The sequence below is a fragment of the Flagellimonas onchidii genome, from assembly GCF_004804315.1.
GTDB lineage: Bacteria > Bacteroidota > Bacteroidia > Flavobacteriales > Flavobacteriaceae > Flagellimonas > Flagellimonas onchidii.
In genome coordinates, this window is sequence record NZ_SRXX01000028.1 from 3,989 (window position 1) to 24,445 (window position 20,457).

18 protein-coding genes, 1 tRNA gene and 1 pseudogene are annotated in these 20,457 nt (G+C 38.9%); 10 read left to right on the forward strand and 10 right to left on the reverse strand.

Annotated elements, in window-relative coordinates:
- The coding region (locus E4661_RS18125) for a GDP-mannose 4,6-dehydratase (RefSeq protein WP_136468896.1) at nt 1-246 on the reverse strand (246 nt) is incomplete at its 3' end.
- Between the two features lie 974 nt (nt 247-1,220).
- Between E4661_RS18125 and E4661_RS18130 the strand changes: the two genes are divergently transcribed.
- The 7 genes and pseudogenes from E4661_RS18130 to E4661_RS19515 form a co-directional block, all read left to right on the forward strand.
- On the forward strand, nt 1,221-1,568 hold the full coding sequence (locus tag E4661_RS18130; protein ID WP_136468880.1) for a plasmid mobilization protein: 348 nt from the start codon (nt 1,221-1,223) through the stop codon (nt 1,566-1,568).
- Complete coding sequence (locus tag E4661_RS18135; protein WP_136468881.1) at nt 1,558-2,607, forward strand: relaxase/mobilization nuclease domain-containing protein; 1,050 nt, start codon at nt 1,558-1,560, stop codon at nt 2,605-2,607. Before E4661_RS18130 ends, E4661_RS18135 begins: the two co-directional genes overlap by 11 nt.
- A gap of 11 nt (nt 2,608-2,618) precedes the next feature.
- Entirely contained in the window at nt 2,619-2,897 is a 279-nt protein-coding gene (locus tag E4661_RS18140) for a hypothetical protein (RefSeq protein ID WP_136468882.1), read from the forward strand.
- Nucleotides 2,898-3,042: 145 nt separating this feature from the next.
- Nucleotides 3,043-3,216 (forward strand): hypothetical protein, encoded by a 174-nt coding sequence (locus tag E4661_RS19175; protein WP_168796424.1) that lies wholly within the window; start codon nt 3,043-3,045, stop codon nt 3,214-3,216.
- A gap of 291 nt (nt 3,217-3,507) precedes the next feature.
- Nucleotides 3,508-3,861, forward strand: coding sequence for a type II toxin-antitoxin system HicB family antitoxin (locus tag E4661_RS18145; RefSeq protein ID WP_136468883.1), 354 nt, complete (start codon nt 3,508-3,510; stop codon nt 3,859-3,861).
- Nucleotides 3,862-4,016: 155 nt separating this feature from the next.
- Nucleotides 4,017-4,826 carry a Fic family protein gene (locus E4661_RS18150; RefSeq protein ID WP_136468884.1) on the forward strand — a complete coding sequence of 270 codons (810 nt, stop codon included), beginning with the start codon at nt 4,017-4,019 and terminating at the stop codon, nt 4,824-4,826.
- A gap of 32 nt (nt 4,827-4,858) precedes the next feature.
- A pseudogene (locus E4661_RS19515) lies at nt 4,859-5,683 on the forward strand (recombinase family protein); the annotation flags it as partial.
- A gap of 745 nt (nt 5,684-6,428) precedes the next feature.
- On the opposite strand, the gene E4661_RS18160 reads toward E4661_RS19515, so the two are convergent.
- From E4661_RS18160 to E4661_RS18175, 4 genes are all read right to left on the reverse strand, one after another.
- Nucleotides 6,429-6,502, reverse strand: a tRNA-Arg gene (locus tag E4661_RS18160).
- A gap of 255 nt (nt 6,503-6,757) precedes the next feature.
- The gene (locus E4661_RS18165; protein ID WP_136468885.1) at nt 6,758-7,630 is read right to left on the reverse strand and encodes a TolB family protein; all 873 of its coding nucleotides are present in this window, start codon (nt 7,628-7,630) and stop codon (nt 6,758-6,760) included.
- 359 nt (nt 7,631-7,989) lie between these two features.
- The gene (locus E4661_RS18170) at nt 7,990-9,516 is read right to left on the reverse strand and encodes an aldehyde dehydrogenase (NADP(+)) (RefSeq protein ID WP_136468886.1); all 1,527 of its coding nucleotides are present in this window, start codon (nt 9,514-9,516) and stop codon (nt 7,990-7,992) included.
- Nucleotides 9,517-9,629: 113 nt separating this feature from the next.
- A complete protein-coding gene (locus E4661_RS18175) occupies nt 9,630-10,556 on the reverse strand; it encodes a dihydrodipicolinate synthase family protein (protein WP_136468887.1) in 927 nt (308 codons plus the stop codon).
- Nucleotides 10,557-10,698: 142 nt separating this feature from the next.
- On the opposite strand from E4661_RS18175, the gene E4661_RS18180 reads away from it, so the two are divergent.
- Nucleotides 10,699-11,547: an AraC family transcriptional regulator gene (locus tag E4661_RS18180; RefSeq protein ID WP_136468888.1), complete on the forward strand. Its 849-nt coding sequence runs from the start codon at nt 10,699-10,701 to the stop codon at nt 11,545-11,547.
- A gap of 168 nt (nt 11,548-11,715) precedes the next feature.
- On the opposite strand, the gene E4661_RS18185 is transcribed toward E4661_RS18180, so the two are convergent.
- Together E4661_RS18185 and E4661_RS18190 are read right to left on the reverse strand one after the other, a co-directional pair.
- Complete coding sequence (locus E4661_RS18185; RefSeq protein ID WP_313779785.1) at nt 11,716-12,375, reverse strand: biotin/lipoyl-containing protein; 660 nt, start codon at nt 12,373-12,375, stop codon at nt 11,716-11,718.
- 160 nt (nt 12,376-12,535) lie between these two features.
- Entirely contained in the window at nt 12,536-14,893 is a 2,358-nt protein-coding gene (locus tag E4661_RS18190; RefSeq protein ID WP_136468889.1) for a spondin domain-containing protein, read from the reverse strand.
- A gap of 301 nt (nt 14,894-15,194) precedes the next feature.
- Here E4661_RS18190 and E4661_RS18195 point away from each other — a divergent pair, with 301 nt between their 5' ends.
- Entirely contained in the window at nt 15,195-16,337 is a 1,143-nt protein-coding gene (locus E4661_RS18195) for a LytR/AlgR family response regulator transcription factor (RefSeq protein ID WP_136468890.1), read from the forward strand.
- Between the two features lie 24 nt (nt 16,338-16,361).
- Here the strand turns inward: E4661_RS18195 and E4661_RS18200 are convergent, their stop codons facing one another.
- From E4661_RS18200 to E4661_RS18210, 3 genes are read right to left on the reverse strand one after another with little or no spacing between them, the layout of a single operon-like run.
- The gene (locus tag E4661_RS18200) at nt 16,362-17,285 is read right to left on the reverse strand and encodes a DUF5777 family beta-barrel protein (RefSeq protein ID WP_136468891.1); all 924 of its coding nucleotides are present in this window, start codon (nt 17,283-17,285) and stop codon (nt 16,362-16,364) included.
- A complete protein-coding gene (locus tag E4661_RS18205; RefSeq protein WP_240751541.1) occupies nt 17,275-17,823 on the reverse strand; it encodes a YceI family protein in 549 nt (182 codons plus the stop codon). Before E4661_RS18205 ends, E4661_RS18200 begins: the two co-directional genes overlap by 11 nt.
- The gene (locus tag E4661_RS18210; RefSeq protein ID WP_168796425.1) at nt 17,816-18,256 is read right to left on the reverse strand and encodes an OB-fold protein; all 441 of its coding nucleotides are present in this window, start codon (nt 18,254-18,256) and stop codon (nt 17,816-17,818) included. Before E4661_RS18210 ends, E4661_RS18205 begins: the two co-directional genes overlap by 8 nt.
- 486 nt (nt 18,257-18,742) lie before the next feature.
- Here E4661_RS18210 and E4661_RS18215 point away from each other — a divergent pair, with 486 nt between their 5' ends.
- Complete coding sequence (locus tag E4661_RS18215) at nt 18,743-20,236, forward strand: UvrD-helicase domain-containing protein (protein WP_262709930.1); 1,494 nt, start codon at nt 18,743-18,745, stop codon at nt 20,234-20,236.
- Nucleotides 20,237-20,457 lie beyond the last annotated feature (221 nt).

Consider the following 20,457-nt stretch of genomic DNA (forward strand, 5'->3'; position numbering starts at 1 on the left):
CGGTTGTGTTTCCTGAACAATTCGTATCAGATTTGTACTATCTGAAAGATCTCCATAATGGAGAAAAAAATTAGGGTCTTCTTCATGGGGATCTTGGTAGAGATGATCCACCCTTTCGGTATTGAACATGGAGGAACGTCTTTTGATGCCATGAACTTTGTATCCCTTCTTAAGAAGTAATTCTGACAAGTAAGCTCCGTCTTGTCCGGTAATGCCCGTTATAAGTGCAGTTCTTTGTTTATGCATTCTATTGATTGAGTCTCTGTAGTACGAAAAATATTGTTTTGAGTATCAAATATCAATAATTTGAAGTGATTAGACTATATAATATAGAATAATTTACTTACAAAGTTGAAAAGAATGGATTTTATGGTTTTCCCAGGTGGCCATGGCCTATCATTCCAAGAGGGACACTTTCAAATGATAGTAAAGCCTTTCCTTTTTAAGTTATGTATTTAATTAAATATTTATACACGTATATGACTAAATAAATGATTGTGCATATAGATTTATATAATTCGTTTTCCATAATAGTTCATAATTATATGGCTGTTTTTCCATGGTGGAGAAAAAGTATTGAACGACTAGGCATAGGCTTTGTGCCGCAATTGGACGAATTTGGTTTTACTCGATTTGACATGTTTTTTCCAAGCAAAAAGTGAATCCGGATGCCTTATCATAACTTCCCACTTTTAATTTATGTCATCTTATGGATACATAATCCATGGATTTGGCGGGGCAGATACTTTTTAAGGGATTTCTGTGGCAAGGGGAAGGAAGATGACTGCCCAAAAGAGTGACTCCCTGTGAAGGTATATGGTGCCTGCCCATGTTTTTTCCTTCCCTACCCATTGGAGTGTTTCGGTGGGAAGGATTGCCAAAAACCGGTTTTTGGCAATCTCCTTGGAACAATATAAAAAGACAATCGATTTAGAAAGGTAGGGTGTATGTTAGCCCTATCCCTTTTGGAACAATGTTCCGAATCCTATCTTGAAATCCAAACCATTGTATTCCTTGAAATGCCTATACGAAAATATTATTTTGTCAACCCCATTTGCCATACATAAATCCATGTATGCCAACTCCCTTTCCATTTTTCAAATGCCATTAGGTTTGCGGTAAGTTAACCGGAGGTCACGGAGCAAGTTGTGTTTTTGCTAACAAAAACCTTACGCACTTCGTTTGTGGACTGATTTGTGACCTGTACAAAATCCAATGAAATGGGAAGACCAAAAAAAGAACTGAGCGAACTGAGGATAGTTCAGATCAATGTTAGGGTAACGGCAGAGGAATTCTGTAAGGTTGCTGCAAATGCTGAAAGTCTTGGGCTGTCAATTACGGAATACATCCGAAGAAAGAGCACGAAAAAATCCTTGCCAACCAAAAAAATAAGTCCATTGGACCGAAAACTCTTTATAGCGTTGAGCCGTATGGGGAACAACCTAAACCAACTTGCCAAAGTTGCGAATTCAGGTATCCAAGACCCACTGGGAATTGCCAAGGAACTCACAGCGGTAAAAAGGTTGATCAATGATATAAAAGCCCATATAACAAACAATGATAGGTAAGATAACCATAGGGAGGGATTTTTATGGTGTCCTTGCTTACAATGAAAAAAAGGTAAGTGAGCAGGCAGGATATGTCATTGATTCCAATATTGACCATTCCAGTACCGTAGAAATGACAACTGAATTCAACTTGATCAGACAATTGCGGCCGAACTTGGGCAATGCGGTCTTTCATGTTTCCTTGAACCTGCCGTACTCAGATTCTTTAAATGATAAAGAGTTTGCCTCCTTGGGAAATGATTATCTGATGAAGATGGGCTTTGATGACAATCAATATGTCATGTATCGGCATATCGACACCCGACACGAACATATCCATATCATAGCGAACAGGGTCAGGTATTCGGGTAGGATCACAAGTGACAGTAACATTAAAAGAAGAAGTCGGGAAGTTATCAACTACTTGGAAAACAAATATGGATTGACCCAAATTCCGGCAAAGGCCAACAACAAAAGATCATTGACCCAGAAAGAGATCGAGAAAACTTTGAGAACAGGTCAAGTCCCTATTAAAATGGCACTTCAGAAGAACATTGATACAATACTGTCCAAAGCCAAAAATACTTCAGGGTTTATGACAATGTTGGAACAGCAAGGGATATCACCAAAATTCAATGTAAGCAAGACCACGGGAAGGGTTTCGGGCATATCCTTTGATTACCAAGGTGTGATATATAAAGGAAGTACCCTTGGCAAAAAATATTCATGGAACAGTATTGTAAAATATATCGATTATGAGCAAGACAGAGACCGTCAGGTTATTCTATCAGCTAATGGAAAAGAACGGGCAACTGATGCGGCTGGTAAAAGAAACAACAGAGCAACAGTCAAAGCCCGATCAAGAAATCACGGCCATCAAGAAGGCACTGAAGATTCTTCTCGGCAACCAAGAGGTTATCTGGAAAAGATTAAGGGATATGGAATAGTCGGGCCTTTGATGGAAGAAACGGAGTGGAACGCCTTTAAACTTGAAGTTACGGATTTTGATGCCAGGAAAAAATCTAGAAGAAAGAAGAAGAAACGAGGGTTAGGCCATTAACAGTAAAGCATATGAAAAAGTATAATCAAACAATAGTATCGGAATTGTCGCCCTCAGAAATCCAGGTGTTGGAAATGATACGCAGCAAAAGGTTCGTGTCCATCAAACTGATTATCAAGAATGGGGAAATCGATGTAATCGAAGGTTTGGAACGATTAGATACGGGAGGGCGCATCATCGATATGTTGAAACAACATGATTTTCAAAATTTGGAGATCAAACAAAGCCACGGGAAAATCGTCTGTATCAATAGGGTCTTTAGGAAAAAAGTGAGCCCTGTCAAAATCTAAGGGTTGTTAACCGAGCATTGATAGCCAAGGGATAAAATAGTCATCTAAAAATGGATCTGATCAGTTAAAAAAGGTAAATTAAAGCCTGCTTTTTCAAATACGGTAGTCACCTAAAACACATAGGAACTGCTGCTATTTACAGCAAATGTCCAACACAATAATTGAGCTAAGGCAGAAAAACAGAACATTCAACAGTACATGGCTCAGAACATACGAAGGTTTTGAAGATTGTTCGGAAGAAGATGCGGAAAGAATCGTAGCACAACTTCAAGAACTCGCCAATATCGTTTGTGAGCATGTCCAAAAAGGGCATAAATGAAAATACCGTGTTAAAGAACAAAATGTAACTAGAAAATAGTTGCATTTTTATTATCTTTGATAATGGGGAAAAGAGAAAAGTTTTTTGCAAATTTTTTGGGCAATCCGAAAGATTTTACTTGGGAGGAACTGATCAAAACATTGGTCCATCACGGTTTCATGAAATTACCAAGAAGGACAGTGCAGGTGTTAGGGTCAAGTTAGTGAAAGACCAAAACAATGTTATGAACATGCACGGACCACACCTCAATAATTTTGTAAAAATATATGTAATCAAGGAAAAATTGAAGCTATGACAGATAATTTAGAATACAAGGGTTACTTCGGTTCGGTGGAGTATAGTTCGGCGGACGGTGTGCTGCACGGAAAGATTATCGGAACAAACGATCTGGTGACCTATCAAGGCAGTTCTGTCAAAGAGCTGAAAGGGGCTTTTGAGGAATCTGTCGATGGTTACCTTGAAACCTGTAGGGAACTGGGCAAAGAGCCCAATAAGTTTTTCAAGGGCGTGTTCAACGTACGCACATCCACTGAGACCCATAGGGAACTTTCGATAATGGCCGAAAAGAAAAAAATGAAATTGAACGAACTGGTCAACAGGGCCTTTGACTTTTTGGTAAAGAACGAGGACAAAGTTTTAAATTAAACCACTATCGAACAATGGGAACAGGAATAAAAAGAATGTTGACCAAAAGCGGTGAGCGGGCCAAACATTTAAGACCATTTCGGAAAAGGATATTTTGGAAGAGAGAAAGGCGGATCCAAAAGAAAATAGAAATTGATTCAAAGTACAAATAACCGATGGGCACAATACAGGAAACATTTCGGAAATACAAAAAATTGAACCTTACCATGTCTTTTGAGGAAGAAAGGGAGATGCTTTTCAGTTATGTCCATTTGACCAATAAACTGGAAGGCAACAGACTCACCTTGGCACAGACCACCCAGTTGTTGTCCACCGATACCATTTCGGGAAACAACATCAGGACAAGGGACATTTTGGAACAAAAGGGAATGTACAAGGCCTTGGTGCGAATGCTCAATGCCGTTAGAAACAAGGAGGAACTCTCCATATCCCTTATGATCGAATTGAACTGGTTGGTGGTGGGCAACCTTTGGAAATTGGACGATTTCTATATCGATGCCAAACAAAAGGGCCAGGAACCGGGCAATTTCAAGGTAAGCAACAACCTTATCCAGATAAGCCGGGGCGGCAAGGTATTGGAACGTCTGGAACCGTTGAGCTCTCCTGATAACGTTTCCGAAAATATGGCCAAACTGGTGGCACAGGTCAGGAAAAGTACTGCACCTGAAATCAAGAAGGCTGCTTTTTTGGCACAGGAACTTTGGCTTCATCAACCCTTTGTTGACGGCAACAAAAGGACTGGAAGGCTCCTTATAAATTTTATGACGATGAAGAAGGGTTTTCCTTTGTTCGCGTTCGACGACAAGAGCATCAATTATAATTCAACTTTGGTGGAACAGTATTTGGAAAACAGACCGGGACTTGTTGAAGATTACATCGAAAACGCATTGTTGGAAAGAATGAACAAGGCCATCGGTCTCAAACAGGATAAAGGTAAAAACAGAGGATTTAGAATGGTTCTTTAAAATATGGTTTAACAGGTCCAAAAAAGATAGATATGAACTTAGAGGTATTTGGTCAATTTGCGAAAAAGGAAAAGGGAAGGGTCATAGGAAAAAACAATACGGCCGTAATCTATACCCGTGTTTCGAGTAAAGAGCAATTTGACAACAATGCCAGTCTGACCACCCAGCTCAAGTATTGCCAAGAGTATGCCCTTCGGAAAGAATTGGATGTAATCGAATATTTTGGGGGAACCTATGAATCGGCAAAGAGCGATGAACGTAGGGAATTCCAAAGGATGCTGAACTATGTAAAGAGGAGGAAGAACATCGGCTACATCATTGTCTATTCCTACGATAGATTTTCGAGAACAGGTGCGAATGGAGCATACATCAGTGAGCAATTGAAAAAACAAGGAGTCGCCGTTATTTCGGCAACCCAAGAAATCGATGTGACCACAAGTGCCGGTACATTTCAGGAAAATCTGTACCACATGTTCTCCCATTTCGACAACCAGGTCCGCAGGGACAAATCCATTACGGGAATGCAGGAAAAGCTACGGAGGGGATATTGGACAGGTGCCTATCCGTTTGGATACACCAATGCAAATCCCGGTAAAGGGAAGATTCCGAATTTCGTTATTACCGAAGAAGGCAGATTGCTGAAGCGGGCTTTTTTATGGAAGGCCAATTCCAATATGTCACATGTCGAGATTGCTGAACGTCTTAAAGATAAGGGGCTTCGGATAAATGCAAAAAGACTGACCGACATTTTCAGGAACCCTTTTTATTGTGGATTGATCGTCAACAGTCTTATTCCCGGAGAGGTAGTCCAAGGGAAGCATGAATCCCTGATATCGAAAGAGGTCTTTCTCAAGATCCACAATTTACTTCAAGTGGGCGAAACGCCAAGGAAGTATTCCTTCGATGATGAAAACCTACCGTTAAAAATGTTTGTGAGATCTTCGGTCTGCGGTACACCTTACACAGGATTTATCGTGAGAAAGAAGGGTCTGTATTATTATAAGAACAGGCGTAAGGGCAGCAAGGAAAACAGGAGTGCCAAAAAGCTCCATGAAGAGTTTTTGAACCTCTTGGAGAAGTTTACCATCGCCGATAAAAAGTATATCGAACCTTTGGCCGAGATAATTCACGATACCTTAATTGATAGGAACCAAGAAGCACTTCAGGATCGAAAACGGTTGACCAGTGAACTCATCAAGCTCAAAGAACAAATAAATACCTTGGAAAGAAGGTATGTCGTACTGAACGAAATTACAAGGTCGCAGTACGACCTTTTTATGCCTGAACTTAAGACCAAGCAAAGGGAATTGGAAGAAAGATTGGGCAATGAGGGAATAAATAGTTCAAACCTTAAAAAGTCAGTAAAAATGGCACTTGACTATGCCTGTAACTTACCGTCATTGTGGAAGTTGGGGGATTTAGAAACCAAACGGGCCATCCAATATATGGTCTTCCCAGATGGGATTCGGTATGACTTCAAAAACAAGTTAGTTCAAACTTTTCGGGTCAATGAAATTTTTGGTGCAATCCGTTCGTTTTCAGGCAATTTGAAGGAAATAAAAAACGGGAATTTCCACTCAAATTGTGAAAAATCCCGTTTAGTGATCGCGGAAGGATTCGAACCTTCGACCGTCTGCTTAGAAGGCAGATGCTCTATCCAGCTGAGCTACGCGACCTTTTTGCGAGTGCAAATATAGACACTTTATTTATAAGTAATAATCCAAAAAAAGAATTTATCGACAGATTTCTAACGAATCCTAGCCAATCCTATCAAGTCTAGGGTATTAATTCTTAAATCTATTTTTGACAAATTAAATCTCGAATCTTAATCTCCTTAACAGCTTGATTCATATGCTATGGTAAAAGGCCTGAACAAAAACTGCCCAGGCCAAGTCAACTAACTGATGTATAAAACTCTAAATCAAAGCCATTTAAAATTCTCTTTTGCCAAACTCACTATCAATGAATTTGGATTTGTTCTTTCCATTTTTAAAGGTATAGGATAGGTTCAGCAATACCATGTCCACTTCGTATATGTAATTGGTTGTGGTAAAAAACTTGCCTTGCCTAAATGTGGTTATACGTTGTTCGTTGGTATCAAAATCTTCCGTTCTTTTTTTTGCCCCCATAAAAAGTAATTGTGACCTATCAGGTGCTTGGCTTACAAAAGTTCCCATAAGTGTTTGCGATAACTGGGAAAGATCGGCACCATCGGGGCTAATACTGTAAATTCCACCATCATTTAAGGTGGAATCAAAATAAATCTTGGAACCGTCAGCTGACCAAGTAGGATAGCCCTGATAGGATTCCATATGGGTAACTGGGTGATGGTCAGTGCCATCGGCATTCATCACATAGATTTGCCTTCTGTCTCGTTCCTTGCCAGATTCTGTGGCTATATATTTTCCGTCCGGAGAAAAATGTGGAGCTTCATCATCAAAATCATTATGGGTCAATCTTTTTTGATTTGAACCATCTGCATCCATTTCATAGATTTCCGAGGTTTCCCCATCCCTAAAAGAAACAAAAACAATTTTTGAGCCATCTGGTGACCAAGAAGACGAAACTTCATCTTCAGGAGTATCTGTCAACCTTTTTTGATTGCTCCCATCAGCATCCATCACATAAATCTCGAAGTTCCCCGTTCTGTTTGATTCGAACACAATTTTAGTCCCATCTGGTGAGAATACTGGATAGAAATCCTCTGCCTTTTCATTATGGGTCAAACGGGTAAGATTGGAACCATCAATTCTCATAGAATAGATTTCTGGATTCCCGTCTTTTTCTGACCAAAAGGCTATCATTGGACTCTCGCTGTCCTCGGAAACGGAAAGCTAATCCGTATTTTCAACCTCCCTTGATGTTTTTTTACACCCTATTAGTAAACAAATGGGCGTGACCAGTAAAAAGACCCAAAAGTGTTTAAACATGTGTTCTCGCTCCATAATAGTTTATATTAAAAATAGTTCTAAAACAAAATCTCCGTATACCACAAAACCAACTATAAATGGTTAAGGTATACGGAGATTTTCCCGTAAGTAAATCACTTATTTTTTCGATGTCTTCCTTACGCTAAAAAATAAGCTATAGCATTACTTCTAATTATAATTGATTTGTTGGTTATTTACATTTATAGTTGGTGTTTTATGGTATTCGTTACTGATTATTTCTTTAAATATTCTGGCAGCATTTCTTTGGGCCACCCCTGATAGGTAAATGGTCTTACCCATCTTTTAATGGCCTCCAGCCCTACCGAGGTAAACCTGGAATCTGAAGATGCCGGGTATGGGCCTCCATGGGTCATTGCACCGCTCACCTCTACTCCGGTAGGCACACCATTAAAAATAATTCTTCCTACCCTGCTTTGCAAAGCATCCACAACATCTCCCAACGACTCATGATCGCTTCCTTCTGCCATAATGGTTCCGGTCAACTGTCCTTCCAAGTGATTAATTGCCGAAACCAGTTCCTGTTCATCTTTACAAGTTACAACCATTGAAAAGGGTCCGAAAACTTCTGTATGCATTTTAGGATTGGCTATAAAATCAGTGCCAGAAACCGCATTTACTTGACTAGCCGCGTAGTTTTCCCCTATTTCTGAATCAATTTTGCCTACAACGGTAACTCCTTCTTGTTGTGAAACCAGATTCCCATTTTCGACATATCCGTCCTTAATGTTGGGATGCAACATACATTGAGCTTGAATGGCAATAGTTTTTTGCGCCAAATCTTCTATGAAAGATTGTGTTTTACCACTTTCAATGGTTAATATTAGTCCAGGATTGGTACAAAATTGACCTGTCCCCAAAGTGATAGATCCTGCATATTGACTTGCTATTTCTTCTGCTCTTGATTCTAAGGCGTTGGAGGTTATTATTACTGGATTAATGCTACCCATCTCCGTAAATACCGGTATCGGTTCATCTCTCTCAGCCGCCAAATTAAATAAGACTGTACCACCAGCAATACTACCTGTAAATCCGACAGCTTTAACTTTTGGATGTTTTACCAATGCTTGTCCTACAGTTCTACCACGACCCGTAATATTAGAAAACACCCCATTTGGCATTCCTGTTTTCTCCGCTGCCTTAATTATCGCCGAGGCGACCAACTCTCCAGTACCTGAATGCATTGCATGTGATTTGACAATCACAGGACAACCGGCTGCCAATGCACTAGCCGTATCTCCACCGGCGGTTGAAAAGGCCAATGGAAAATTACTGGCTGCAAAAACCACCACAGGCCCCAAAGGGACGGAAGTTTTTCTTAAATCGGGTTTAGGTAAAGGTTCTCTATCGGGTTGGCCGGCATCAATTACATTTTGCCTCCAATCATCCTTACTCACCATTTTAGCAAACGCTTGAAGCTGGAACACCGTTCTACCTCGTTCTCCTGCTGCTCTTCCTTCAGGCAATCCTGACTCGGTACAATACATTTGCACGAGCTCATCTCCAAGCTCCATAATCTCATCGGCAATGGTATTCAAAAATGCCGCACGTTTGCTTCCAGAGGTGTTTTTATATGTTTTAAAGGCTGTATCCGCCAATGTAACCGCTTCTTCCAGTTCCTCAGCAGTAGCTTCTAAAAACTCGGTTGGATTTTGTATGTTCAATTTAGGGTTAACCGTCTTGTGGGTTTTAGTTCCCTCACCAGAAAGTTTATTCCCGATATAATTTTTCCCTGTGATCATTTTAATAGTGTTCGCGAATTACACAATTCCTCTTCATTTAAATTAAATCTGACCTTTGAATCTTTATTTACTGCATCAACTCTGTCATTTCAAAGGTCAGCCTTTTTTAGTTTTTATACCACCGCCGTTAAACTCTTATAGTCTGGTAGTGTGGGTCGAGATTTTAATCCCTCATCAATTATCTTTTGTACCCTTGCTCTCTCGGCACCTGAAAGTGGAAGTCTTGGCTTACGCACATTTTCTGTTCCAACTCCTGTAGCTACCTCAACCATTTTGATATTTTGTACCAACTGTGGGTTTATATCTAATTCAAGCAATGGAAGGAACCAACGGTTAATCTCAATCGCTTCTTTTATTTTTCCCGCTTTTTGTAACTCATAAATGGCTACCGTTTCCTTTGGAAAAGCACATACCAAACCAGCTACCCAACCTTCGGCACCCAATAACATGCTCTCAAGAGCTACGGTATCCACACCTGTTAGTACTTTTAACCTATCACCAAATCGGTTTTTGATTCTTGTCACGTTGGTGGTATCCCTTGTAGATTCCTTTACCGCTTGGATGTTATCACATTTAAGCAACTCTTCGAACATATCCAAAGTCACCTCAATCTTGTAATCCACAGGGTTGTTGTACACCATTATCGGTAAAGAGGAATTGTTCGCTACCTCTTTATAATATTGTACAGTTTCATCATCCGTTGCTTTATAACGCATTGGAGGAAGCATCATAAGGCCTCTTGCCCCAAGCTCCTCAGCTTTTTGTGCAGCTTCTATGGCACCTCTGGTTGACTGTTCAGCTATATTCATCACAATTGGTACTCGGCCATTCACGACATTAACCGTATGCTCCACCAATGCGTTTTTTTCATGGCCCAACAAGGTACTGGCTTCCCCTAAGGTACCACCCAATACTATACCATGGACCCCAGCATCTAACTGTGCCTCAATATTTAGTTCAAAAGTTTCTAAATCAAGTTTGTCATCATTTGTAAACTTGGTTGTCACCGCAGGCATTACCCCTTCCCACTTTATGTTCATAATATTATTAGATTTAATGTAGGGTAAAATTACCAAGATACATTCTGGGTGAATTACATGTTTTTATCCTGTTTTGATACGATATTACCCTTATTATACCATTTCAATGAAAAATTAAGCAATAATCGATTATTTTAGTGGTATGAAGGTACTTCCTTTTAAAATACCCAAACCTGAAAACAAAGCCATTGTTTACCAAGAATACCAGGAGGCTTTTCTTTATGGTAGACTTCACCAACATGAAGAAATCCAGTTAAGCTTAATCGTATCTGGTGGGGGAACTTTGATTATCGGAGATGCAGTAACTGCATTTCAAACAGGCGATATTCTGGTCATAGGAAGTAAGCTTCCACATGTGTTCAAAAGTGATGTTTCCGATACTGAAAAATCGCATATGATTTCCTTGTTTTTTGGAAAGGATTCTTTTGGAAAGGATTTTTTTAACCTCAACGAATTTATAGAGCTTCAGTCTTTTTTTGATAGAAGTTCTTACGGATTAAAGGTCTTGTCCCATAAAACCGAATTGCAAAAACTGTTCTTGGAATTTAAAAATGCGAGCAATTTAAAAAAGTTCATTTCCCTTTTTTCCATTCTCCAATTAATCAGTGAATCCAGAACCACAAGACTCTCTTCTTTTATTTATCAGAAAAACTATAGCAACCATGAAGGGAAGCATATAAGTGATGTTTTTGAGCATACTATGGACAATTTTCAAAACCAAATCAGCCTTTCTGAAATTGCAGGGGTGGCCAATATGACCGTAAATTCGTTCTGTAGGTATTTCAAGCAACGAACCAATAAAACCTACATTCAATTTTTGACCGACGTGCGCATCGAGCATGCCTGTAAGCTTCTAAGGAAAAATCCAGATATGCCCATTGCCGATGTAGCCATGTTTTCTGGGTTTAACAATATTGCCGGTTTTAATAGAAAATTTAAAAACATAAAAAAGACTACCCCTCTTAAGTTCAAAGCAAGGTTTAGTTATTGAAGTATCAAAATCTCTTTCAACAAACAATTATTTAACTAAGAACACCTAAACTGTTTCGATTAGCACCCCATATTTTTCATCCTACAAATTCATGCCCAGAAAAGAGTTTTACCTTAACTAGATGCAAAATGACTCAAGTCTATTGATATGATGATTCTTCCACTTTATCTATACCAAGGTCAAAATAAGATCATCCTGCACTACCATAGCCCCTTCTTTTAAGGAAATAGAATCCACTCTTCCTACTTTAGGAGCAACAACGGTAGTTTCCATCTTCATAGCCTCAATAACAAACAACGAATCATTTTCTTGCACCTCCTGCCCTTTCTTTACCAATAGCTTGTATAGCAATCCTTGTAATGGAGCTCCTATTTCATCATCACTTTCAGGATCTGCTTTTATATTTTCCTCTTTGCTAACATTTAGGGACTGGTCTTTTACATCTACATATTTGTTCTCTCCGTTTACCTTAAAGAAAACCGTTCGGTAACCGTCCTCATTTGCACTGCTAACCGCAAGACACTTGATTAGGATTTGCTTTCCGGGTTCAATTTCCACCATGATTTCTTCCCTGGGTTCCATTCCAAAGAAAAAGTTCTTAGTGGGGAGGCTACATAGACTACCATATTTCTTATACTTTTCATGCGCTTCTTCAAATACCTTTGGATATAAACTGTAAGACATGAAATTCTCAAACTCAATTGGTCTGGTAAATCCTTTTTGAAACTTTTCGTGAAAGCTCTTATAAGTAGCTTCAGAAATCCCCGCAAATGAAACACCAGTTTTGGTAATATTGGACTTTTTGTAAGTGTAAGGCTCCCTATAAATAGGAGCCTTACAATTGTTTTAAAAAGTTGTGCGATAGCTTATGGTAAAACAATCCGATTATGGGTTTCTATGTATTACAATTCCGATTAAAATTAGAAATCCTCGGTGCAGAGCACCGAGGATTTCTTTCTTAACCTAAAAAAATACGACTTCACAGTTATTATTGAGGCTGAATCTCAATTTTAATCACATTGTATCCTCCTCGAGGGTCTTGAAGGTAAACAACACCAGGACCATTATCATAAACACCTTTGCCAAACTGAACATCTTCTAAATCACTAACTCTTCTAACAGTGGTATTGGCATCTGCAGGGCCTTCATTAGGACCAGATTGTCTTGGAGCTTGATAAATTCCAAAACCTACAGCTTCATCTGCTTCGGTACCGGCATCGTACAGATATGACTTCTCACTTGCTCCATAGCCAGAAGCCGGAACGCCATTTTCATCAAACAACGGATAACCTTCATTGTTATAGGCCAAAAACCAGTCGTTGGTATCGACAAACATAGTCGCAAAGCCAAAGCGGTATCCTTGATCTTGTGGTACTTCAATGGTAAAAGTCAAACTCTGACCTGGCCCAACTGGGGCTGTTTGATCGCTTGCTGCAGCTGGGAAGCCTAATCCAGCTAAATGATCCACAGCAATACTGTTCACACCATCTTCTGCCAATTCTTCCAATCCGTTACCTGCTGGGTTAGCCATACCCTGCAATACCAGAGGATCTCTTTCTCCATTAAAGGCATACACCAATCCCGGAGAGAACACGGTTCTCGTGGATGACAATCTCAAGAAAGAACCATTACTACCTGTTTCCTTGTAATAGTCATACAATTCACCGGGCATTCCATCTTCTGCAATTCTTTCCAAACCAACACCTCTATCTGGCTCGCCAACATTAAATAGTGGATAATCGTTGGCATGCAATACAGCAATACCTGGAGTAACAACAAAATTAGCGGTATTGATAGCAGTAATTCTTAGGGTGAACCAACCTGCAGATTGTCCATCACCAGCTTCGTAAGTCAAAACAGCGGTCAAATAGTCGCTACCTCTCATGCCATTTCTGTCAACCAAACGGACCAAGTTGTTTGGGTCCGCAGGACCAACATTAGTACCGGCAGGAGGGAAATAAGAAGGCTCATCGTCTACTTCCGTGCCTAAATCGTATAGTACCAGTTTATCGGCAATATCAACATTGTTCAAGGCTTCGCCATTTTCCCAAAGGTAGATTCCGGACAAATCTTCTGGTGCCAAGAACCAATCGTTACTGTTGCCCATCATAGTTACCGGTGTGATTTTTGTACCTGGTACTGCTTGGAAAGAAATCTCGTAGAAGTCGTTATTTTGGTTCAAGGGTCCAGCGGTTACGTCTTCTCCTTCTCTATATCTTTGATTGAAAACATGCACGTTGAATACTTCAGCGGCATTGGTAATGGTAACATTAAAAGTTGTGCTCGCTATTTCAGTGTCATTGGAAACGCCAAAAGAAGGTATAGTCTCCTCATTCCAATCAGTAGAGGCATCTCCTTCGCCATCGTACTCGATGCTACTGGTCAAGTTCACCCATGGTACATAATCTCCATCAGTCCAGATACCAGCTTCAACAGCTACATTTTCACGTGCACTTCCTGAAGCACCCCATTGTACGAAATCCATTATGGCTTCGGCGTTGGTAAATTCATTAGTGGAGTATAGTCCCAATCCACCTTGATCATTTGGTAAATCATAATTTACCACTACAAATTCACCTGCTTCAAGATTTGTGTCTCCACTTTCAATAGTTGCAGCGCTCAACTGAACATATTGCCCAGGGCCAAGGCACAACCAATAAGAACTGATATCCGCGGCCACATTACCGTTGTTATAAAGCTCAATCAAGTTTCTGTTACCGAACTGTACTTCGTTGATTACAATAGATCTAAGCTCCGAAGGAACAGTCAATACGTTTTTATCTCCTAGTGTAACTGTAGTTGTTTCTGCCCAGTTTGAGGCACCTTGTCCATCACCATCATAAATGATGCTGTAATCAGCATTGCCCATTACGGGAACATATTCACCTACTGTCCAAAGATCAGCATCCACAGCCACATTTTCACGTGCGCTGCCCGAAGCACCCCACTGTACAAAGTCAACAATAGCATCCGAGCTGGTAAACTGATTTGAGGAATACAATCCCAATCCCCCATCGGCTTCTGGCATATTATAAGAAATACTTAGGTATTCCCCTGCACCAAGGTTTACATTACCTTCAGTTTCAAGATCACTGATTTTTGAATATTGACCTGGGCCAAGGCACAACCAATAGGAGCCCAGATCAACACTTGCGTCACTGTTGTTGTAAATTTCGACACGGTTTCCGAGGTATTCCACTTCATTAAGCACAACGGTCCCCATGGCAGGAGGTGTACCTCCTCCAGGTTCATCTGGATTGTCCGGTAGATTCGCTACCGTATCGTCTTCGGAACATGCAGCGACCAAAAGACAGGCTGCCATAATTTTAAAGAAGTTCTTTTTCATGATAAATTTAATTTAAATCAATATTTGATGATTATATTTTCGATGGGACAAATGAACGACCAAGACCACGTTCTTTTATAAAAAAGTAGGGTGAAACGGAAAATAGCTCCTTAAAAGTGAAAAAACATACTTTCCATGACCTCCCATTTTTATTGACATTCGGGCGTTTTATATTAATTTGACCTTATATTCTGTATATTTCCCTTGACATTGCCGACAAAACAAAAGACCTCTCTTTCATTTGGTTCTTAAATCCTATATTGTGATGTCTTTGTAATAAGATTTCTTCCTTTTTAATGTTATGCGAAAAGACCGACTTTACTTTTTAACCTTTATGGCCATTGCCATCATTTTTGCAATTATCGGTGGGATATCGGGACAGTATTTTGTACGTATCAGTACCGACCAATTGTTGAGCACCCAATTGGAATCGAGTAAACGGGAAGCAAAAGAGGTAGCCGCTTTTATTGCAAATGATTTGGAAAATGATATTTCCAAGGAAAATATTATCGATAACATTCAGAAAGCCATTGAAAATTCAAATTCAGAATCTAGTTTTATCAGCATCATGGACTGGGGAGGTAAAACGGTATGCCACCCAGATCGTACACAGAACGGACTCCAAATAGAGGCAAGTCAATCCCTAGCCATGGAGATGGATGCTGAAATCAGTTCGGAGGATTTTTATACACTACTGATCAATAGCGACCAAAACCCCAATGGCAATGGAAGACAATCGGGAATTCTATACATATATCCTATAAAAAATTCGGATTGGATTGTAGCTGCCCATGCCAATTTCAATAAAATATCATTACAGCTTAAAAATCTTCGTAATCGATTTTACACCTTATTCAGCATTATGGGTTTCATTGTCATTTTGACTTCGGTGATCACTGTGCGGCTAATTGGAAGTCTTTATGAGAAAAAATTGGAAACCAAAAATGAGGAGCTTGAAAGCGAAGTGATCAGCTTAGCCAAATTGAACAGTGATTTGGGCAAATATCAGAAACGGGTTATTGAAGAAGGTACCAAAGCCAAGGTTAAAGTTGAAACCGAAGAAAACCAGGATATAAAGCAAAGTAAAAAACAGCAAACCGATAGTGGGAAAAAGCGTATCCTCACCTATTTGCGAAATGAGTTACTTCCCATTACCATTGATGATATTGCTTACATCTATACCGAAAATACCATAACCTATGTTGTGGATATCCGCGGAAAAAAATCAACCACCAACAGTAGTCTTGAAGAATTGTATTCGGGATTGGACAGCAACTTTTTTTATCGAGCCAACCGACAATTTATCATTGCCATATCGGCCATTGAAAAAATAATCCGATACAGTAATAGCCAATTGAAGATACTGGTCAACCCGAATTCAGAAATTGATATTATTATTGGGAAAAACAAGGCTGCTGAATTCAAGCAATGGCTTAATTTATAACGTATTTCCTGCAAAGGCTAACGCTCATTTTTGTCCAACGCTTTTGAGCGCTCTCTTTTTTTGGTTAAAATGTAATACGTAGGTTGCATTGACCCCGATATGCAGGCGACCCGCGTTAAAATTAAAATTATTGGGGGCCAAGATATAGTTGGAAACATCATCAAACCCTTTTGCATTTGTCATTGAAAATTGGAATATAAGGTCGCTGATCTCCCAATTTACGCCAAGCGAAAATAGGTTGAAACCTTCAGGCCCTTCTTCTCTTCCAAACCGATAATAGTATTCGGAAACCAAGGAAACATGACTGCCCAGTTTATAACGCCCGCCAAAACCTACGAGAAAAAAATTGGTATCCTGGAAAGGCAAATTATCATTGGGCATATATATATATGTCGGTGCAATTTGCAGGGAAAGGTTACGGTCAAACTTTCGGGCAAAAATAGCCTGTGTCACATGCGAAAGACGATCTGCACCATCGGTCGGCAATTGATACCCTATAAAATCACGCGAAAAATAAGAAGCTCCCTGCACCAAGGTAATACCCAAAGGTGTTGAATCATCTTCTTTTTGTCTGACCAAACGGTATTTTGCGAAGCTATTGAAAATACCATCAAAAGTTGTGGCACCCAAACCAAAGGTAAATCGATTACTAAATGAGTACTGTACGCCAAAATGTGCAGAAAAACGGTCGGCGCCAAAACTTTGACTGGTCATATTGTTTGGAATATTCCAATAACGGGTACCAAAAGTAAATTCCATCACTCCTTTTTTTCTGGTTTCCACAGATTGGCCCAACAAAACCCGATTGGCCTTGAATGTGGCCTGAGTATTGTATTTTTTTACTGTAAGTTCTTTGTCCAAAAGGTCCAAAAGGTCTTGCCCATTCATCGAGGTCAGTCCGACAAAAAGAACAAATATCCATGCTGTATGTCTTTTTTTATTCTTCATAGGGTTCGTATTCAAATCTGAACATTACCTGTATTATTTTGGCTATGTTGGGTGTCAACAGAGGGGGCACTTTAATATCGAAATCAGCCACTGGCACCTCAAAATCTCCCGTCATAACCAATTTATTGCCTTCATTCTCAATTTTTACTTTGACTTCAATTTCTTTGGTCGCGCCGTGCATCTCCATATTCCCTTTTATAAAGGCCACACCATTGTTTAGTGATTCGCTATCGAAATCGACTATTTTTCCCGAAAAATTGGTCTTGGGATAAATATCCGACTCCACATAGCTTTCATTAAAATGCTCTTCCATCAAAGATTTCTTGAAAACAAAGGCCCGCATCAACATGCTCACCCCTATGGTGCCCTCTTTTTTATCAATAATACTGAGAACCTGGTTGTTGGTGGCTTCAATATTCTCGACCGAAGTGTATGAAAAAAATGAAAGCTTGCCCTGCCTAGCGATCATTCGCTGGTTTTGCTGACCATACGTTGCTGTTGCATGCAGTATGGCAAAGAACACTAAAAATCTATTCACTAGTGGTATCAATTGATATGCAATTTAACATAACTACATCGGAAAGGAATCCTTTGCAAATTCCCTTAACCACAATGCTATCGCCAATAGCAAGGGATTCCATCTTTTTGTTTTTGGTCGGCAACATATCACAGATTACAAAGCTTTCGGCAAATTGCTGACTACTTAATAAAATAGTTTGTCGTTTATTCAGGTAATTAATTTCTTTGATTATCCCTTTTACTTCGATTGTTTTTTCAACATAAGCGGAATTTGCTAGTCTTTTGTCCTTTATAAACATGGAAATTAATTCATCTACGGTTACCTTATCTTCTGTATGGTAATTGGCAATATCCATTACGGAAGGCTCTTGAAATTTAAGATAGACATAACCGGAAACGGCAAGTACCATCAGGGCCATAATAAAAATGGTTACGTACGCTTTGTTTCTCATTATTGCTTTGAATACCGTTCTATTAAAAATTTCCATATTCAAGAAAAAGGAAGAACCATCCAAAATAACTCAACCCTTTTTCTCATAACAATCTCTATTTGTCTTATTAAGACGGATACAAAGTAACATACTAACAAGGGGTATGTAGTCATGAATCTTATTGAAACGGAAAATTTGGAATTAAAAGTGAATATTATACCAACTTAAAGAAAATCTTTAATGTAAAGACAGAATTTTGAACAAATAATGGTTCTGTCCATCAAAACATTTTAGGTGAAAAATTCATACCAATGATATTCTGCAGTAGGTGTTAGAAAAATAACTAAGATTTTCTTTTGCTGGTTCAAGCAATACTTTCGCAAGTGAAGAAAAGCCTATTAGTTATGTGTAAAATGGATCATTTTATTCCACTTGTACGGTTTTGTAAAAGGATTCTCCCAAATAAAAGTCACTCAAATACATTCCTTATCATAAAAAATTCTCTATATAAAGTGTGTTTTCAGAACTAAGGGAAAAGCAAGTAAAGCCAGCGAAGAAAGAGCTAGGCAGATAGTAAAAAAAACAGAGAAATTAGAAACCTTAGATAAAATTAAGAAGTTCACCTATAATCCAAATGGAGACAACTTTAGTAGACAATCTTTGAATCATAGTCAGGTTATTGGAATTGGTGCTGATTTTTTAAAAACCAAGCCATTGATGCAAAAAATCATGGTTGGTAGTTATCCAATACTTTTGATTGATGAGAGTCAAGATACCATTAAAGAACTCATAGAATCTTTTTTCATGGTACAAGAGCAAAACAAGGAAAATTTTTCTCTTGGCTTAATTGGTGATACTATGCAACGTATATATAGTTCTGGGAAAGAAGGTTTAGAAAGAAGTTTGCCAGACAATTGGCTTACTCCTTCAAAAAAAATGAACCATCGCTCTTCCAAGAGAATTATCAGACTGATAAATGAAATAAGGAAAGAAGTTGATTCCCATCAACAAATTCCCAGAACCGATAAGGAAGAAAGTTTTGCAAATCTTTTTTTGATTTCTAATAATTCAACTGATAAGTTGGAAATAGAATCTCAGGTGGCTCAAAAAATGTCTGAAATCACTGGTGATAACTCTTGGTTTGGAGAAAACGCAGATATTGAAACTTTAGCTATTGAGCACCATATGATTGCAAGAAGGAATGACTTTCTTGAATTATTTGAACCACTTTATAAGGTGGAAAGATTAAAGACAGGGTTACTAGATGGCACCTTATCTCAATTAAGGTTGTTTACTGAATATGTTCTTCCTTTAATTGAAGCTAAAGAGAAAGGTGATGAGTTCAAAGTATCACAGATTATCAGAAGAAACTCTCCTTTGCTAAAATCGGAAACGCTAAAAAAGACAAAGAATCAAAGAGAAGCATTAAAGAAGGTAAGTGTTGCTGTCAAAGATTTATACGCATTATGGGATGAAGATAATGACCCTTCTCTATTTGAAGTTTTACTCAAAATCAAAGATTTAAAACTATTTCTGATTCCCGATTCTTTACAATTACTTATCCAAGAAATACGGTTAGAAGAGGATAATGAAGACAATAAAATTTTAGAGGCATTAAAGCTATCATTTTCCAGTCCTTTTAGCCAAATAAAAGCTTACAAAGAATATATCGAAGGGGCATCAAAATTTGAAACACATCAAGGGGTAAAAGGATTGGAATATCAGAGGGTAATGGTTATTATTGATGATTCTGAGGCTAGAGGATTTATGTTTAGTTATGATAAATTATTCGGAGCTAAGGAATTAACCCAGACGGATATTAGTAATATCAATTCGGGAAAAGAAACTAGTATAGACCGAACACGAAGACTTTTTTATGTAGCTTGTAGTAGGGCTAAAGAAAGTTTGGCAGTGATTGTGTACACAGGTTCTCCTGAAATCATTAAGGCTGGTGTTTTAAAAAAGGGATGGTTTAATGATTCCGAGATACTTGTCATTTAAAAGATAATTTGTGTCAATTGCAATGACGAATAGCAAATAACGGGAGATACTACTATTTATTCTAGTTTTGGTCTTAAGGGCTTATAAACTACACTGTACTAGCCACTACTTAACCTGACAGTTGTGGTTAATCTGACACTTGAAAAGAACCTTTAAGCTCATTGTATTCGATGAGCTTTTCTTTTGCTAAAAGTATGGAATCCTCAAAAGTCTGCAAAGGG

Coding starts and splice junctions, on each gene's coding strand:
- E4661_RS18140 (WP_136468882.1), top strand. CDS start 2,619: ATGAAAAAGTATAATCAAACAATAGTATCGGAATTGTCGCCCTCAGAA.
- E4661_RS18145 (WP_136468883.1), top strand. CDS start 3,508: ATGACAGATAATTTAGAATACAAGGGTTACTTCGGTTCGGTGGAGTAT.
- E4661_RS19175 (WP_168796424.1), top strand. CDS start 3,043: ATGTCCAACACAATAATTGAGCTAAGGCAGAAAAACAGAACATTCAAC.
- E4661_RS18150 (WP_136468884.1), top strand. CDS start 4,017: ATGGGCACAATACAGGAAACATTTCGGAAATACAAAAAATTGAACCTT.
- E4661_RS18180 (WP_136468888.1), top strand. CDS start 10,699: ATGAAGGTACTTCCTTTTAAAATACCCAAACCTGAAAACAAAGCCATT.
- E4661_RS18130 (WP_136468880.1), top strand. CDS start 1,221: ATGGGAAGACCAAAAAAAGAACTGAGCGAACTGAGGATAGTTCAGATC.
- E4661_RS18170 (WP_136468886.1), bottom strand. CDS start 9,516: ATGATCACAGGGAAAAATTATATCGGGAATAAACTTTCTGGTGAGGGA.
- E4661_RS18190 (WP_136468889.1), bottom strand. CDS start 14,893: ATGAAAAAGAACTTCTTTAAAATTATGGCAGCCTGTCTTTTGGTCGCT.
- E4661_RS18135 (WP_136468881.1), top strand. CDS start 1,558: ATGATAGGTAAGATAACCATAGGGAGGGATTTTTATGGTGTCCTTGCT.
- E4661_RS18165 (WP_136468885.1), bottom strand. CDS start 7,630: ATGATAGCCTTTTGGTCAGAAAAAGACGGGAATCCAGAAATCTATTCT.
- E4661_RS18200 (WP_136468891.1), bottom strand. CDS start 17,285: ATGAAGAATAAAAAAAGACATACAGCATGGATATTTGTTCTTTTTGTC.
- E4661_RS18175 (WP_136468887.1), bottom strand. CDS start 10,556: ATGAACATAAAGTGGGAAGGGGTAATGCCTGCGGTGACAACCAAGTTT.
- E4661_RS18195 (WP_136468890.1), top strand. CDS start 15,195: ATGCGAAAAGACCGACTTTACTTTTTAACCTTTATGGCCATTGCCATC.
- E4661_RS18210 (WP_168796425.1), bottom strand. CDS start 18,256: ATGAGAAACAAAGCGTACGTAACCATTTTTATTATGGCCCTGATGGTA.